At 74.2% G+C, this 15,892-nt stretch carries 15 protein-coding genes; 10 read left to right on the top strand and 5 right to left on the bottom strand.

The window, feature by feature from the left end; genetic code table 11:
- Positions 1–4: 4 nt before the first annotated feature.
- The gene (locus EV378_RS32400; protein ID WP_207908925.1) at positions 5–2,725 is read left to right on the top strand and encodes an ATP-dependent RNA helicase; all 2,721 of its coding nucleotides are present in this window, start codon (positions 5–7) and stop codon (positions 2,723–2,725) included.
- 279 nt (positions 2,726–3,004) lie between these two features.
- Positions 3,005–3,991, top strand: a complete 987-nt coding sequence (locus tag EV378_RS32395) for a threo-3-hydroxy-L-aspartate ammonia-lyase (RefSeq protein ID WP_132431465.1) — start codon at positions 3,005–3,007, stop codon at positions 3,989–3,991.
- A gap of 3 nt (positions 3,992–3,994) precedes the next feature.
- Here EV378_RS32395 and EV378_RS32390 read toward each other — a convergent pair whose 3' ends face one another.
- The 3 genes from EV378_RS32390 to EV378_RS32380 form a co-directional block, all read right to left on the bottom strand.
- Entirely contained in the window at positions 3,995–5,116 is a 1,122-nt protein-coding gene (locus tag EV378_RS32390; RefSeq protein WP_132431463.1) for an NDMA-dependent alcohol dehydrogenase, read from the bottom strand.
- Between the two features lie 145 nt (positions 5,117–5,261).
- Positions 5,262–6,569 (bottom strand): MFS transporter, encoded by a 1,308-nt coding sequence (locus tag EV378_RS32385; protein WP_132431461.1) that lies wholly within the window; start codon positions 6,567–6,569, stop codon positions 5,262–5,264.
- 58 nt (positions 6,570–6,627) lie between these two features.
- Entirely contained in the window at positions 6,628–7,659 is a 1,032-nt protein-coding gene (locus EV378_RS32380; protein ID WP_132431459.1) for a zinc-dependent alcohol dehydrogenase family protein, read from the bottom strand.
- A gap of 32 nt (positions 7,660–7,691) precedes the next feature.
- On the opposite strand from EV378_RS32380, the gene EV378_RS32375 reads away from it, so the two are divergent.
- The 6 genes from EV378_RS32375 to EV378_RS32350 all read left to right on the top strand — a co-directional run bounded on the left by EV378_RS32375 (position 7,692) and on the right by EV378_RS32350 (position 12,951).
- Entirely contained in the window at positions 7,692–8,315 is a 624-nt protein-coding gene (locus EV378_RS32375) for a TMEM175 family protein (RefSeq protein ID WP_132431457.1), read from the top strand.
- A gap of 94 nt (positions 8,316–8,409) precedes the next feature.
- Entirely contained in the window at positions 8,410–8,847 is a 438-nt protein-coding gene (locus tag EV378_RS32370; RefSeq protein ID WP_424511263.1) for a DUF6319 family protein, read from the top strand.
- Between the two features lie 56 nt (positions 8,848–8,903).
- Complete coding sequence (locus EV378_RS32365) at positions 8,904–9,389, top strand: peroxiredoxin (protein ID WP_132431453.1); 486 nt, start codon at positions 8,904–8,906, stop codon at positions 9,387–9,389.
- An 18-nt stretch (positions 9,390–9,407) separates the two neighbouring features.
- A complete protein-coding gene (locus tag EV378_RS32360) occupies positions 9,408–10,025 on the top strand; it encodes a TetR/AcrR family transcriptional regulator (protein ID WP_132431451.1) in 618 nt (205 codons plus the stop codon).
- A 61-nt stretch (positions 10,026–10,086) separates the two neighbouring features.
- The gene (locus EV378_RS32355) at positions 10,087–10,728 is read left to right on the top strand and encodes a biliverdin-producing heme oxygenase (RefSeq protein ID WP_132431449.1); all 642 of its coding nucleotides are present in this window, start codon (positions 10,087–10,089) and stop codon (positions 10,726–10,728) included.
- Between the two features lie 51 nt (positions 10,729–10,779).
- Entirely contained in the window at positions 10,780–12,951 is a 2,172-nt protein-coding gene (locus EV378_RS32350; protein WP_132431447.1) for a serine/threonine-protein kinase, read from the top strand.
- On the opposite strand, the gene EV378_RS32345 is transcribed toward EV378_RS32350, so the two are convergent.
- Entirely contained in the window at positions 12,952–13,344 is a 393-nt protein-coding gene (locus EV378_RS32345; RefSeq protein ID WP_132431445.1) for a VOC family protein, read from the bottom strand.
- 62 nt (positions 13,345–13,406) lie between these two features.
- Here EV378_RS32345 and EV378_RS32340 point away from each other — a divergent pair, with 62 nt between their 5' ends.
- Positions 13,407–14,138, top strand: coding sequence for an AraC family transcriptional regulator (locus tag EV378_RS32340; RefSeq protein ID WP_132431443.1), 732 nt, complete (start codon positions 13,407–13,409; stop codon positions 14,136–14,138).
- A 78-nt stretch (positions 14,139–14,216) separates the two neighbouring features.
- The gene (locus EV378_RS32335; RefSeq protein ID WP_132433024.1) at positions 14,217–15,563 is read left to right on the top strand and encodes an SDR family NAD(P)-dependent oxidoreductase; all 1,347 of its coding nucleotides are present in this window, start codon (positions 14,217–14,219) and stop codon (positions 15,561–15,563) included.
- On the opposite strand, the gene EV378_RS32330 is transcribed toward EV378_RS32335, so the two are convergent.
- Positions 15,542–15,889 carry a transcriptional regulator gene (locus EV378_RS32330; protein ID WP_243653866.1) on the bottom strand — a complete coding sequence of 116 codons (348 nt, stop codon included), beginning with the start codon at positions 15,887–15,889 and terminating at the stop codon, positions 15,542–15,544. The genes EV378_RS32335 and EV378_RS32330 overlap by 22 nt on opposite strands.
- Between the last annotated feature and the right edge of the window lie 3 nt (positions 15,890–15,892).

The following is a 15,892-nucleotide window of genomic DNA, read 5'->3' as shown; positions in this document are numbered from 1 at the left end:
GACGGTGCCGTCCGAGCTGCCCGACCTGCCCGTGCGGGACGCGCTTGCGGGCGTGACGGCGGCGCTCGACGAGCGGGGCGCCGCCGTGCTCGTCGCACCGCCGGGCACCGGGAAGACGACGCTCGTCCCGCTCGCTCTCCGGGGCCCGTCGTCGCGGGTGCTGGTCGCCGAACCCCGCAGGGTCGCCGCCCGGGCCGCGGCGGCCCGGATGTCCGCGTTGCTCGGCACCGCCGTCGGCGAGGACGTCGGCTACTCGGTCCGCGGCGACTCACGGACCTCGGCGCGCACCCGCGTCGAGGTCGTGACGTCCGGTCTGCTGCTGCGCCGGCTGACGGCCGACCCGGAGCTGCCGGGCGTGCACACCGTGATCCTCGACGAGTGCCACGAACGCCACCTCGACGCGGACCTGCTGTTCACGCTGCTGCTCGACGCCCGCGACGGGCTGCGACCCGACCTGCGGCTGCTCGCGACGTCGGCGACGCTGGACGCCGGGCGGCCCGCGGAGCTGCTCGGCGGGAGCGATCCGGCCCCGGTCCTGACCGTCGAGGCGCGCTCGTTCCCGGTCGACGTGCACCACGTCCCGCCCGCCCGCGGGGAGCGGATCGAGGCGACCGTCGCCCGGGCGGTCCGCACCGCACTGGCGCACGGGAGCGTCCTGGCGTTCCTGCCCGGCGTCGCGGAGATCGGCCGCACGGCCGCGATCCTGCACGACGACCCGTCGCTCGACACGGACGTGCTCGCCCTCCACGGTCGCCTGCCCGCCGCGGAGCAGGACGCGGCGCTGCGCGAGGGGCCGCGACGGCGGGTCGTGCTCGCGACGTCGGTCGCCGAGTCCAGCCTGACCGTGCCGGGCGTGCGGGCGGTCGTCGACGCCGGGCTGGCCCGGTCGCCGCACACCGACCATCGCCGCGGGTTGTCCGGGCTGGTCACCCGCAGGGTGTCGCGCGCGGTGGCCGACCAGCGCGCAGGCCGGGCCGGGCGGGAGGCGGCCGGACACGTGTACCGCTGCTGGCCGGAGGGCGAGACGCTCGTCCGCGCTCCCGAGCCGGAGATCCGGACGGCGGACCTCACCCGGCTCGCGCTGGACCTCGCCGTCTGGGGAACACCGGACGGCGCCGGGCTCCGGTGGTGGGACGCGCCACCGGCCGGTCCCCTCGCGGCCGGCCGGGACGTCCTGACCGCGCTCGGCGCCCTCTCCACCGACGGCGCGGTGACCCCGCAGGGTGCGCGGATGGCCGCCGTCGGGCTGCACCCGCGGCTGGCCAGGGCTCTGCTCGACGACGCCGCCGATCCCCGGACCGCTGCCGAGGTGGTGGCGCTCCTCGACGACGACGGACGGGGCTCCACATCGGAGTCCGATGTGGAGTCATCGCTGCGTGCGCTGCGCTCGGGCCGGGCGCCGGGATCCGGCCGGTGGCGCGACGAGGTGAGACGCCTGTCCGGCCTGGCCCGCAGGCAACGGACGGGTCGGGACGACGATGCCGGGCGGGGCGCGGGCGACCGGGGCGGGTCGACCGACGCCCCTGCCGGCGACACGCGAACCGACCTGCGACCGCGTGACGCCGGTGGACTGTGGACGGCCGAGGCCGAATCGACTGCCGGACGTCGAGGCACCACGCCGCCGGGGAGCAGCAGACCCGACCGACGATCCGGCAGCGGCAGCGGCGACAAGTCGGCCAACGGGGCACCGGGCGACGACCGGCCACCGGGAGCGCGTCGCGGCCCTGGCCGGTCGCAGCGCGACGAGCCGGCCCTGGTCGTCGGGCTCGCCCATCCGGAGCGGCTCGCGCGACGTCGCGACGCGGGGTCGGGCGTGTACCTGATGGCGGGCGGGACGGCCGTCGAGGTGCCGGCGGGACCGTTGCGGGACAACGAGTGGCTCGCCGTCGCCCTCGCCGATCGCCGTCCCGGTGACACGCACGGCCGGGTCCGGCTGGCCGCTCCGGCCGATCGGTCGCTCGCGGAGGAGGCGGGCAGCGCGTTGCTCACCGAGTCCGTCGAGGTGGCCTGGTCCGGCGGCGACGTCTCCGCCCGCCGTGTCCGTCGGCTCGGCGCCATCGAGCTGGACTCGCGCCCGGTCACCGACGCCGATCCCGGCGAGGTGCGCGCCGCACTCGTCCAGGGCCTGCAGGAGGAGGGCACCGGGCTGCTGCGCTGGACCCCGGCCGCCCGGTCGCTGCGCGAGCGGCTGGACTTCCTGCACCGCGCCCTCGGCGAGCCGTGGCCGACGGTGGACGAGCAGAGCCTTGTCGCGAACGCCATCGAGCCGGACGGCTGGCTCGCCGGATCGCTGGCGACCGCCCGTCGTCGTGCTGATCTGTCCAAGGTCGACGCCGGACAGGCGCTGCGCGCGTTCGTCGCGACGCGGGTCGGGGCGGACGTCCGGCGGCTCGACGAGCTCGCCCCGGAACGCCTGCCGGTGCCGAGCGGGTCGCGGATCGCGGTGGATTACACCGGGGACGCGCCGGTGCTGCCGGTGAGGGTGCAGGAGACGTTCGGATGGACGGCGTCGCCCACCGTGGCCGACGGCCGGGTGCCGGTGGTGCTGCACCTGCTCTCCCCCGCCGGACGCCCCGCCGCCGTCACGAGCGACCTGGAGTCCTTCTGGAACAACGGCTATCCGCAGGTCCGCGCCGAACTGCGTGGCCGGTACCCGAAACACGCCTGGCCGGAGGACCCGCGCACGGCCATCCCGGGACGTGGCACCGGCCGCCCCCGCCGGTGATCACCGTTCGCGGAGCGAGCCGTTCGCCCGCCGGCCGGGCGGGCCCGGAGCCGCGGCGCGGGGACCGTCGAGGCCGATGATCGGCATCTTCGGAGCGGAACGGCCACCAGCGGCCGGCTTCCTCCGAAGTGGCCGATCATGGTCGGCCACAGCGGGCCGGGTCTGGACGCCGCTCGGGCGCAGTCCGGAATGACGTGTTCGTCCGTTCACACCGGGCGTCGACGTTGCGCAGCACGGAGCAGCTTGATCGGCCGGTCCGGCTCACGCACGCTGGCCCCCATGGCCGCCGACCCCACCGATCTCCCCACTCCCGACGACGTCCGCGCCGCCGCGTCGCGGATCGCCGGGACCGCGCACCGCACGCCGGTGCTCACCTCCCGCCTCACCGACTCCGAGATCGGCGCGAGCGTCCTGGTCAAGCCGGAGAACCTGCAGCGCACCGGCAGCTTCAAGTTCCGCGGCGCGTTCCACACGCTGTCCCGGCTGTCGGCGGAACAGCGGAGGGCGGGTGTCGTCGCGTTCTCCTCCGGGAACCACGCCCAGGCCGTCGCGCTCGCCGCGTCCGTGTTGGACATCCCGGCGACGATCGTCATGCCCACCGACGCCCCGGCCGGCAAGCTGGCGGCGACGCAGGGGTACGGCGCGGCCGTCGTCGGATACGACCGCTACACCGAGGACCGCGAGCAGATCGCCACCACGCTGTCCGGCGAGCGCGGGATGACGCTCGTGCCGCCGTTCGACCACCCCGACGTGATCGCCGGGCAGGGCACGGCCGCGCTCGAGCTGCTGGAGGACGCGGGCCCGCTGGACGCGCTGTTCGTCTGTCTCGGCGGGGGTGGGCTGCTGTCCGGCTCACTGCTCGCCGCGCAGGCGCTCTCCCCCGGCGCCGCCGTCTACGGCGTCGAGCCCGAGGCGGGCGACGACGCCCGGCAGTCGTTGCGCGCCGGGCGGATCGTGCGCATCGAGCAGCCCCGCACGATCGCCGACGGCGCCGCGACGACCGCGCTCGGCACCCGCACGTTCCCGATCCTGCGCGACCACGTCACGGACGTCCTCACCGTCACCGACGACCAGCTCGTCGACGCGATGCGGACGTTCGCCACCCGGATGAAGATCCTCGTCGAGCCGACCGGCGCGCTCGCGATGGCCGGGCTGCGCGTCGCCGTCGCCGCCGACCCGCAGCGCTTCGCGGGCGCGCGGGTCGGCGTCGTCGTCTCCGGCGGGAACGTCGACCTGGACCGGTTCACGGCCCTGGTCGGCGGGTGAGCGTCAGGCGTACTCGATGACGCCCCGGACGTTCTTGCCGTCGCGCATGTCCTGGTAGCCCTGGTTGATCTCGTCCAGCGTGTAGGTCTTCGTGATCAGCTCGTCGAGCTTCAGAGCGCCGTCGCGGTAGAGCTGGATCTGGCGCTGGATGTCCCAGTTCGGGTTGGAGCCGCCGAACAGCGCGCCCTGCAGGCGCTTCTGGAACAACGTGAGCTCGGAGATCGCGATCGGGACCCCGACCTCCTCCATGTTCCCGATCCCGGTGACGACGGTCGTGCCGGCCTTACGGATGGACGCGAACGCCTGCGCGACGTGCTCGCCGGTCGTCACGCCGACGGTGACGATCGCCGAGTCGGCACCCTGTCCGTTCGTGAACTGCTTGGCCAGCTCGGTGGCCTCCTCCATCGACTCGGCGGCGTGCGTCGCGCCCATCTCCTGGGCCTTCTCGCGCTTGAACGCCACCGGGTCCACGGCGATGATGTTCGACGCCCCGGCGTGCGCGGCGCCCTGGACCGCGTTGATCCCGATGCCGCCGATGCCCATGACGATCACGGTGTGGCCCGGCTGCACCTCTGCGGCGTTCACCGCGGAGCCCCAGCCGGTGCCGACCCCGCAGCCGACCAGACAGGCCACGTTCAGCGGGATGTCCTTCTCGATCTTGACTGCGGACTCCAGCGACGCCGTCGTGTACTCGCAGAACGTCGAGATCCCGCAGACCTGCCCGACCGGCTCGTCGCCGTCGACGGTCCGCAGCCGGTAGCTGCCGTCGGTCCAGCGCGGCCCCTGCAGGATCGACGCGCCGTGGTCGCAGAGGTTCTGCTGGCCGCTGGCGCACCAGCGGCAGTGCCCGCAGGACGGGAGGAACGAGAAGATGACGTGGTCACCCTCCTCGATGCCCTTGCTGTTCGGACCGACCTTCGTCACGATGCCGGCGCCCTCGTGCCCACCCGCCATCGGATACGTACCGACCGGGATGTCGCCGGTCGCGAAGTGGTCGTCGGAGTGGCACATCCCCGACGCCACGAGCTTGACCTGCACCTCGTCCGGTCGCGGGTCGTCCAGCTCCAGATCCACGACCTCGTACTTGCCCGGCGCCTGCCGGACGACGGCTCCACGTGTACGCATGACGATCTTCCCCTGACGGCGTTGTCGTTCGGGTCCGCCGCCGACGCTAGGGCGGACCTGGCCGACGAGATAGGGCGCGACGGGTGAACCGTCCGTCTCCGCGTCCGGCGTGGCCCGGGTGGCGGAGCGCGGATGCGTGGATGCCTCAGCGACGGGTGTCGTGGGCGAGAGCGTCCTGGGCGATGACCGCCTCGCCCGGCAGGCCGGGGACCTCGCGCACGGCCTCCTCGGCGTCCGCGCGCTCGTGCGAGACCGGCTGCTCGGACTCGACGTCGGCCTCGGTGAGCGGGCGGTGGATCGTCGCCAGCAGCCCGACGCCGATCAGGACGACGACGGCGGCGATCACGAACGGCACCGTCGCACCCCAGGCCGCGGCCATCAGCCCGGCGGCGAACGGGGCCAGACCGCCGCCGATGAACCGCACGAACCCGTACGTCGCCGACGCGGTCGGGCGCGGGACCGGCGCGATGCTCATGACGGCCGTCGTCACCAGCGTGTTGTTCAGCCCGACCACGATCCCGGACAGGATCACCGCGACGATCACGACGACCGGCGAGGAGTCGAAGACCCCGATCGCGACGAGCAGCACGGCGATCCCGACGAGCGCCCCGTACAGCGTGCGCGGTGTCCCGAAGTGCCCCTTCAGCCACGGCGCGCCGAACACCGCGAACGCCGCCACGAGCAGGCCCCAGCCGAAGAACACGGCCCCGAGCGCGATCGGCGACAGCCCGCCCATCAGGAACGGTGCGTAACCGAGCAGCGTGAAGAAGCCCCAGTTGTAGAACAGGCCGACGAAGCTCGTCGTGCGCAACGCCTTGTGCCGCAACGCCGTGATCGGCTCGGACAGGCGTGCCCTCTGCGTCGGGACGGGCGTCTTCTCCAGCAGCACGAGGATCGCGACGAGCGCGACCAGCATCAGGACCGAGACGCCGAAGAACGGACCCCGCCAGCTCACCGTGCCGAGCAGCCCGCCGACCAGCGGGCCGGTCGCGATGCCGAGCCCCAGCGCCGTCTCGTAGAGCACGATCGCGCCGGCGAACCCGCCCGTCGCGGACCCGACGATCACGGCCAGCGAGGTCGCGATGAACAGCGCGTTGCCCAGGCCCCAGCCGGCGCGGAAGCCGACGATGCCCCAGATGCCCGACGACATGCCGGCCAGCGCGGCGAACACGACGATCAGCACGAGGCCCGCGACGAGCGTCCTCTTCGGACCGATCCGGGACGACACCCAGCCGGTGACCAGCATCGCCACCGCCGTCACCACGAGGTAGCTCGTGAACAGCAGCTCGACCTCGGCGTGCGTGGCCCGCAGCTGGCCGGACAGCGACGGCAGGATCGGGTCGACCAGGCCGATCCCCATGAACGAGATCACGCAGGCGAACGCGACGGCCCAGACGGCCTTCGGCTGGCGGAACGGGTTGGTCGTAGCAGACGACCCGGACGACACGGACATGGTGAGAATTTCACCAGACAACGCTGATCGTTGGCAATGACAACGACTGTTCCCCGTGTCACCGCACCCCCGGGGGCCGGTCGCCTGCGGAGCCGGCGGGGCGGGGAGGGCAGAGCACCGGCTTCCCGGGAGCACGGTCCGGCGAGTCGACGTACTCGTGGGCGGCCGCGACGTCGTCGAACGCGAACACCCGGTCCACCATCGGCGCGAACGCACCGGACGCCAGCCCGGAACGCACCCAGTGCTCGGCCCGGCGCAGGGCGTCCGGATCACCGGTGACCTCGTGCAGGTGGAAGCGGCGCAACCAGACCGGCGCGTACGTCCCGCCCGGCAGCGGCGTCGACTGCCCGGACAGTCCACCATGGACGATCACGACCCCGCCGGGGGCGCAGGCCCGGACCAGGTCGGCGACCTGCGGGCCGCCGTCGGCGTCGAGCACGAGATCCGCACCCGCGCCGAGCCCGTCGCGCACCGCGGTGACCAGGTCGTCGGCCCCCGAGGTGACGACGACGGCGTCGGCGCCCGCCGCGCGCACCGCGTCGACGTGCTCCGGACCGGCGACGGTCGCGACCACGACGGCACCGGCGTGCCGGGCCGCCCGCAGCGCGGCGACCCCGACGCTGTTCGCCGCGGACGTGACCACCCACCGGTCCCCCGGCCGGGTCCGCACGACGTGCTGGGTCATGCCGTAGACGGCGAGGTACGGCATCCAGATCGTCGCCGCCTCGACGGCGTCCAGCCCGTCCGGACGCGCGACCAGCGCCGACGCCGGGACGACGGCCTCCTCCGCGTAGACCGGGTGGTCGTTCTGGCTGAACGCCGGGAGCACGCTCACCGCGTCGCCGGGCGTCCACCGCCCGACGGACGGCCCCGTCTCGAGCACCGTCCCGGAACATTCGGTGCCCAGCCCCGCGGGCAGCCGCGCGTCCTCGACGTAGGTTCCACGACGGAAGTTGACCTCGGCCCGGTTCAGCCCGATCGCGTCCACCCGGATCCGCACCTCGCCCGGTCCGGGCGCCCGCACGGGGAGATCCTCGATACGCAGCACCTCGGGGCCGCCGAGCTCATGGAAACGAACGGTTGCGACCACGCGACAGGACGCTAGCGGAGGTGGTGCGGGCGATGGACGAGACCAGGTCCGCGATCGGTCACGGGCTGGAACGCACGATGGCGTTCTCCGACGGCGTGTTCGCCATCGCGATCACGCTGCTGGTCCTCCCGCTGACCGACGCGGAGATCGACGGCGACCGCATCGGCGAGAGCCTTCTCGCGCTGGCGCCGACCGTCCTGTCGTTCGTCCTGAGCTTCGCCGTGATCGGGCGGTACTGGATCCTGCACCACAACGTCGTCGACCGGCTGACCCGCGCGGACGGGACCGTGCTGGTCCTGAACCTGGTCTACCTGTTCTGGATCGTGATCCTGCCGTTCCCGACGTCGGTGCTCGGCGAGCACGGCCCCACGACGGCGTCGATCCTGCTCTACGGGGTGAACCTGGTCGCGATCGGCGTCTCGTCGCTGGCGCTGTGGTGGTACGCGTCGCGGCATCGTGCCCTGCTCCAGCCGAGCGTCACGGAGCGCGAGAGGACGGTCCGGCTCGCACGGACGATCGCACCGACGATCGGGATGATCCCGGCCCTGCCGCTCGCCGTCGTCTCACCGCGGTGGGCCGCGCTCTCCTGGCTCCTCGTGATCCCGACGTCGTGGATCGGTGACCGGCTGTTCCCGGAGACGGAGCCGGTCGACTGACCGGCGGAACCGACCCCGGGCCGGTCGCGTCGAACGCCCGTTCTATCCTCACCCTGGATCGCGCCACCGAGACCCGAACGAAGTGAGGCAGTACGTGACCGAGGCCCCGACCGGCACCACCGCGCCCGCCGACGTTCCCGCGGCCCCCGACACCGCCCCGGACGCCGCTCCCGACACCTCCGCGGAGACGACGGTGGAGTCCGGCGCCGAGGAGCAGCCGACCCAGCGCAAGCGGGGCCGCCCCAAGGGCTCCACGGCCCGCACCACCCGTGTCGTCTCGATGACGCTGACGGTGTCCGGTTCCGCGGACGGCGAGTGGCAGGCCGAGCTGAAGAACGGCAGCACCTGGGTCGCCCGCGGGCTCCCGGTCACCGCGTCCGCCGTCTCGCAGGCCGCCGCGGCCCTGCACGCGGACCTCGCGGGCCCGGTGGACGAGGTGATCGACGCGGCCCGCTCGACGCGCGCCGCGCGCGTCGCGGAGCTCGAGGCCGAGCTGGAGCAGGCGAAGAAGGCGCTCGCCGAGATGGAATGAGCGCGCGGCGCTAGGCTGCGCGCGAGTCGATCATCATCACGACACCAGGAGCTGACGTGGCACTCTCCGCCGGAGACACCATTCCCGACGTCACCGTCATGACCATGGGCAAGGACGGCCCGGCACCCGCGCAGTCCGGCGCGCTGCTGGGCTCCGGCACGGTCGTGCTGTTCGGCGTGCCGGGCGCGTTCACGCCCGCGTGCTCGGACCAGCATCTGCCGGGCTACCTCGCGCTCGCCGAGCAGCTGAAGTCGAAGGGCGTCGACAAGGTCGCCTGCATCGCGGTCAACGACGCGTTCGTGCTGGACGCGTGGGGCGAGGCGCGGGGCACCGGGGACGCGATCGAGTTCCTGGCCGACGGCAACGGCGAGTTCGCCAAGGCCGCAGGCCTGGAGCTGGACGGCTCCGGCTTCGGGCTGGGCACCCGTTTCCAGCGCTTCGCCGCGATCATCAAGGACGGCAAGGTCACCGACATCGGCGTCGAGGACGTGCCGACGAACGTGGACGTCAGCAGCGCCGAGGCCGTTCTCGCCAAGCTGTAGCGGCAGTACCCTCGACTCGTGCCGAAGGTGATCGGGGGCTCCCTCGTCGCGCACCGCGACGAGGTCCGCTCCCGGGTGTTCGCAGCGCTGCGCGAGCAGCTCTACGAGCGCGGGTTCGAGTCGGTCACGCTGACCGGTGTCGCGTCGGCGGCCGGACTGGGTCGTAGCTCGATCTACAACCACTTCCCGGACCGCCAGGCGCTGCTCGTCGCGTTCGTCGAGCAGGAGGCCGAGCGCTACGTCGCCGAGCTGGACGCGGCGCTCGCACACGCCGCGACGCCGATCGAGCGGCTGGCCGTGTTCGGTCGTATGCAGCTCCGACGGCTGGCCGAGTTCCACCTGCCGCCGGGGCAGGCACTGGCCGGGGCGCTGGATCCTGCCGCGTACCGCAGGGTCGCCGCGCACGCCGACCCGATCTCCGGACGCCTGGAGCGGATCGTCGCCGACGGGATCGCGGCCGGCGAGATGGCCGCCGAGGGGGCGGGCGGGGACGGCACCGTGCTGGTCGCGATGGTCTCGGCGGCGCTGTCGGCGCGGCGGGTCGTCGACGTGCCGCCGGACGAGCTGGACGCGTCCGTCGAATCGGCCGTGCGGATCGTGCGCCGGATGGTGTCGCCGTCCGGCGATGAAGGCTAGCCTTACCCAGATCGCTGCCCTAGCATCGAGCTGACACGGTGTCAGCTCGATCGGAGGGGCCATGAGCGAACCGCTCTCGACCGCGCTGCGGCAGGCGACCATGGAGGTGCACGAGCGGGCGCACCACTCGTCGTACATGGGGGCGTTGCTGGCGGGTGAGCTGCCGCTGGCGGACTTCACGCTGCTGGCCGAGCAGCACCGTGCGATCTACGGGGCGCTGGAGGCCGCGTCCGACGCGCTCGCCGACGACCCGGTGGCCGGGCCGTTCGTGATCGACGGGCTGCGTCGCGTCCCGGCCCTGCGCGCCGACCTGGAGGCGCTGGGCAGCAGGTCGCCGCGGGTCCTGCCGGCCACGCGCGCCTACGTCGCCCGGATCTGCGCGTCGGTGGACGACCCGCCGCGCTTCGTCGCGCACCACTACACCCGCTATCTCGGCGATCTCGCGGGTGGGCAGATGGTCGGCAAGCTGCTGGAGCGGACGTACGGCGTCACGGGGCCCGGCTCGTCGTTCTACGACTTCAGGGCCCTCGGCAGCCCGTCGAAGTTCCGCACCCGCTACCGCGCGCTGCTCGACGCGGCGCCGTGGGGCCCTGCCGAGCAGGCGCGCGTCGCCGACGAGGCGGTGCACGCGTTCGAGCTGAACATCGCGGTGTTCGACGAGCTCGCGGACGCCGTCGGGATCGCTCCGGCTCTCGCCTCGTAGGACCGGGCTCCGCTACGGTCGTCCGAACTGGACGAACCGGACGGGGGCGCGATGGGCGACGCCACGATCTCGCCCCCGTCCGCCCAGGAGACGTTCGGCCCGTACCGGCTCGAGGCGCTCGTCGGACGCGGCGGGATGGGCGAGGTCTGGCGGGCCTACGACACGCGACGCAAGCGGACCGTCGCGCTCAAGCGCCTGGCCGCCGGGCAGTCCGACCGCCCCGAGTTCCGCGCCCGGTTCCGCCGCGAGTCGGAGCTCGCCGCGCGTCTCGCGGCGCCGAACGTCATCCCGATCCACGACTTCGGGGAGATCGACGGCCGGCTGTACCTGGACATGCGGCTGGTCGACGGCCGGGACATCGCCGCCGTCCTCGCCGCGGACGGGCCGCTGCCGCCGTCCCGGACCGCGTCCGTGGTCACGCAGCTGGCCGCCGCACTGGACTCCGCGCACGCCGCGGGCCTGGTGCACCGCGACGTCAAGCCGTCGAACGCGCTGCTCACCGACGGCGACTTCGTCTACCTGGTCGACTTCGGCATCGCGAAGCCGCTGGAGGACGCGACCGTGGTCACGACCGGCGGCCTGGTCGGGACGCTCGGTTACATGGCCCCGGAACGCCTGCGCGGCGCGGGCGACGACCCGCGCGGGGACGTCTACTCGCTGGCCTGCCTGCTGCACGAGTGCCTCACCGGCGAGCGCCCGTTCCCGCGCACCACGGCCGCCGCCGTCGCGGCCGCGCACCTGCACGATCCCGTCCCGCGACCGTCCGACGTGGACCGGCGCCTCGCCGTCGTCGATCCGGTGCTGGCGCGCGGGATGGCGAAGGACCCCGACGAGCGGTACGCGACGGCCGGGGAGCTGGCGCGGGCGGTCACCGCGGCACTCGCCCGGATCCCGGCCGCCGGGGACGCGGAACCGGCGCGCCCCGACCCCGGCTCGACGCATCCCGCCGAGGCGTCACCCGAACCGACGAGGCCACTCGGTGGGACCGCACCCGGCGCAACCCTCCGGCACCCCGCCGCTCGACGGCCGGACGGGACGCGGGCCGACCCGGGCCGGACAGCCCACGAGCAGGCGCCGGGCGCCCCGTCGTCCCTCGACCCGGGCCCCGACGGTCCGGCCGTGGGCTCCCCGCCCCGCGGCGGGCGACGGATGCTGATCGGTGGTGTGGCCGCCGCGGTCGTGGTCCTCGTCGCGGCCGTCGCGGTGCCACTGCTCGGCCGCGCGGACGACCCGACGCCGTCGGTCCCGGTGCCCGGCTTCGGGACCGGTCCGACGACGAGCCCGACGGTTCCGGCACCCGACCGGATCCCGGTACCGGTCGCCGAGGCCACCGTGCCGGGACGCCCGTCGACGGTCGTGGTCATCGGCGACGGGCGTGCGCACGTCGTCACCGCCCGCACGCCGGGCGTGGACGACCTGGTCACGATCGACACCCGTACCGGCGACCCGATCGGCGAGCCGGTCGACGTCACGGCGGCCGGCGGCGGTCTGGCCGCCTCGCCCGACGGGCGCACGCTGTACGTGCCGCGGTGCCGGGCGAGCCTGTGCGCGCTGGATCTCGTCGACGTCGCGAGCGGGACGTCGACGGCCGGGATCCGCGTCGGGGAGATCCCGACGACCGTCGTGGTCTCCGCCGACGGCACACGGGCGTACGTGCTCGTCTGGCGTCGCAGCGCGGGCGTCGTCGAGTCCGAGGTGGTCGTCGTCGACCTGCGCACGCGCACGACGGTCGGGCAGCCGATCCCGGTCGCGTCGTCCGGGATCGGCGGGCTGGCGCTGTCCGGTGACGGCGCCCGGCTCGTCGTCGCGGACGCGCGGGTCGGCTCGCTGCAGGTCGTGGACACGGCACGGCGGGCACCCGTCGGGCGAGCGATCCCGGTCGGGACCGGCGCGACCGACGTCGCGGTGAACCCGGCGGGCGACCGCGCCTACGTCACCGACGCGGTGGGCGGGACGCTGTCCGTCGTCGACCTCACCGCGGGGGCGTCGGCCGGGCCGCCGATCCGGACCGGTGACGGCGCCGGGGCGGTCACGCTGTCCCCGGACGGCAACCGCGCCTACGTCGCGAACCGGTTCGAGGGCACGCTGTCGGTCGTCGACCTGCCCGCGTCCCGCGTCGTCGGCGACCCGGTCCCGGTCGGCCCGGAGCCGGTCGACGTCACCGCGACCGCGACCCGGGTCGCCGTGCTCGGCGCCACCGGGACGCTGCGGGTACTGGGCTGATCACTCGGCGGCGGGATCCGGGCGCATGAGGCCGACCGGCGTCCCGGACGGGTCGGCGACGAACGCCAGCTCCCCCACCCCGGAGATCACGGTCGCCTCCATCAGCACCCGCCCTCCCCCTGCGACGGCGGCAGTGCAGGCCGTCGCCACGTCGTCGACGGCGACGGTGATCTCGGCGGGCGCGACCGTGCCGTCGTCGAACGTCCGGCGGCCCTGCACCGCGACGAGGAGCCCGGGGTCGCCGCCGCCGGGGTGGCCGACCTTGTAGAAGCCGGGCGGGCCCCACGCCTCGAACCGCCAGTCGAACACGCCCTCGTAGAACGAGCGGGCGGCCTCCAGGTCGTCGGCGTTGATCGCGACGTGCATGACGTCGCCGGTCCTCGGTGTGCTCATGCGGCGATTCTCGAACCGCCGGCACTGGCGCTCCGTCGACGGTGCGCCGCATCCTGTCGCGGATGCGACACGAACCGGACGTGCGGAGCTACGCGGTCACCCACCCCGCGGGCACCGTCGTGCCGCCGCAGCCGCCGGGGTGGCGCCAGGTGCTGTTCGCGGCCGCGGGCGCGATCACCGTCGAGGTGCCGGAGGGGTCGTGGTTCGTCCCGCCGGGCGCCGCCGTCGACGTGCCCGCCGGTGTGCCGCACCGGATCCGCGCCGCCTCCCGCACCCGGCTGCGCAACCTGTACCTGCGCGGCTCCGTCGCGGACCGGACCCGGGTGGTCGCGGTGTCGCCGCTGCTGCGCGAGCTCGTGCTCACGGCCGTCGACCGGGCACCGCTCTACCGCGACGACCCGGGGCACGCCCGCCTGGCCGCGCTGCTGGACCAGGAGCTCGACGGCGCCGCGCCCGTCGAACCTCTGCTGTTGCCGTTGCCCACCGATCCGGTCGCGCGCGCCGTCGCGGACCGGGTGCTCGCCGACCCCGGCGAGCCGGGTGGCACCGACGCGCTGTGCCGCGGCTGCGGTGCCGCGCGCCGGACCGTCGAGCGGCGGTTCCGGGAGGAGACGGGGCTCGGGGTCGCGCAGTGGCGGCGCCGTGCCCGGTTGGCCGCCGCCCTGGAGGCGCTCGCCCGCGGAGATCCACCGTCCCGCGTGGCCGCGCGCGTCGGCTACGCGACGCCGAGCGCGTTCGGGGCGATGGTGCGTGCCGAGCTGGGCACCACGCCGGGTGCGTTGAGCGGAATCTAAAATGGCATCGTGAGCACCGACGAGCCCGTCGGCATCGATCCCGACGAGCTGGCCACCTGCCTCCGTGTCCTGTCCCGTATGGACGACCTGCCGCCCGAGCACCCGGACGCCGTCGCGGTCCGGCGCGCCACGGCCGGGATCTGGAAGTCCGTTCGGCTCCGCAGACGGGCCGAGAAGCGCCGCGCCGTCGTCGACGCCGATGCCGCCGTCACCGCGGCCACCGCCACCGGGGCACCCGGCCGGATCGACGACGAGACCCGCGGCATCCCGCTCGTGTCCACCGCGGCCGGGGCAACGGCGGGCGAGCTGCGCAACGCGCGCAGCTGCTACGTCTGCAAGCAGCGCTTCACGCTCGTCGACGCCTTCTACCACCAGCTCTGCCCGGACTGCGCCGCCGCGAGCCACCGGCACCGCACGGCGCGCACCGACCTCACCGGCCGCCGCGCGCTGCTCACCGGCGGCCGCGCGAAGATCGGCATGTACATCGCGCTGCGGCTGCTGCGCGACGGCGCGCACACCACCATCACCACCCGCTTCCCGCGCGACGCGGCCCGGCGCTTCGCCGCGCTGGAGGACTCGGCGGACTGGCTGCACCGGCTGCGGATCCTGGGCGTCGACCTGCGCGATCCGGGCCAGGTGGTGGCGCTGGCCGACGACGTCGCCGCGGCGGGCCCGCTGGACATCCTGATCAACAACGCGGCACAGACGGTCCGACGGTCGGCGGGCTCGTACTCGGCGTTGGAGGCGGCCGAGCACGAGCCGCTGGCCGGGTCGGACCTGCCGGAGATCGTGACGTACTCAGCCGTCTCGCGAGCGCACCCGTCCGCGCTGGCCGGGCCGGATCTCGCCGCGCTGGCGACGACCGCGCGCAGCGCCACCCCGGAGCGGATCGCCGCAGGGACGGCCGTTGACGCGGGCGGGTTGCTGCCGGACACGGCGGCGGCGAACAGCTGGGTCGACCACGTCCAGCACGTGGAGCCGCTCGAGCTGCTGGAGGTGCAGCTCTGCAACCAGACGGCGCCGTTCGTGCTGATCTCCCGGCTGCGGGCGGCGATGGCCGCGTCCACGGCGGACCGGAAGTATGTGGTGAACGTGTCCGCGATGGAGGGCGTGTTCGGACGCGGGTACAAGGCCCCCGGCCATCCGCACACGAACATGTCCAAGGCCGCGCTGAACATGCTGACCCGCACCAGCGCCGGCGAGATGTTCACCCGCGACCGGATCCTGATGACGTCGGTGGACACCGGCTGGATCACCGACGAGCGGCCGCACCCGCTGAAGATGCGCCTGGCCGACGAGGGGTTCCACGCGCCGCTGGACCTCTCCGACGGGGCGGCGAGGGTCTACCACCCGATCGTCGCGGGCGAGGCGGGCGAGGACCTGTACGGCTGCTTCCTGAAGGACTACGCCGTCTCGTCCTGGTGAGCCCGGTCCCAGACGTTCGTCGCGGACCGTTCGACGATCGCGCGCAGGGCGCCCACGTGGACGTCGAACGCCTGACGACCCTGCGGCGTGAGCCGCACCCGGACCCGCTTGCCGCGCCCGACGCCGTCGCGCTGCAGCTGGACGAGCCCGGCGTCCTCCAGCGTCCCGAGCTGCTTGGACAGGGCCGAGTCGGTCAGCTCCATGGTGTCCCGGAGCAGGCCGAACTCCATCCAGTTCGACGCCGAGAGCAACGACATCAGCGACAGGCGGGTCGGGGCGTGGATGAGCTCGTTGAAGCCCGGTGGCTGGGCCGGCGTGCCCGACACCGC

It is taken from the genome of Pseudonocardia endophytica, assembly GCF_004339565.1.
Taxonomy (GTDB): Bacteria; Actinomycetota; Actinomycetes; order Mycobacteriales; family Pseudonocardiaceae; genus Pseudonocardia; species Pseudonocardia endophytica.
The sequence above is the reverse complement of the archived record's forward strand: the minus strand, read 5'-3'. Positions and strand labels throughout refer to the sequence as shown.

Bases quoted from the DNA above. Each gene is read 5' to 3' on its own strand.
- EV378_RS32340 (WP_132431443.1), top strand. From the start codon at position 13,407: ATGCGACACGAACCGGACGTGCGGAGCTACGCGGTCACCCACCCCGCG.
- EV378_RS32395 (WP_132431465.1), top strand. From the start codon at position 3,005: ATGGCCGCCGACCCCACCGATCTCCCCACTCCCGACGACGTCCGCGCC.
- EV378_RS32375 (WP_132431457.1), top strand. From the start codon at position 7,692: ATGGACGAGACCAGGTCCGCGATCGGTCACGGGCTGGAACGCACGATG.
- EV378_RS32390 (WP_132431463.1), bottom strand. From the start codon at position 5,116: ATGCGTACACGTGGAGCCGTCGTCCGGCAGGCGCCGGGCAAGTACGAG.
- EV378_RS32385 (WP_132431461.1), bottom strand. From the start codon at position 6,569: ATGTCCGTGTCGTCCGGGTCGTCTGCTACGACCAACCCGTTCCGCCAG.
- EV378_RS32355 (WP_132431449.1), top strand. From the start codon at position 10,087: ATGAGCGAACCGCTCTCGACCGCGCTGCGGCAGGCGACCATGGAGGTG.
- EV378_RS32335 (WP_132433024.1), top strand. From the start codon at position 14,217: ATGGACGACCTGCCGCCCGAGCACCCGGACGCCGTCGCGGTCCGGCGC.
- EV378_RS32345 (WP_132431445.1), bottom strand. From the start codon at position 13,344: ATGAGCACACCGAGGACCGGCGACGTCATGCACGTCGCGATCAACGCC.
- EV378_RS32350 (WP_132431447.1), top strand. From the start codon at position 10,780: ATGGGCGACGCCACGATCTCGCCCCCGTCCGCCCAGGAGACGTTCGGC.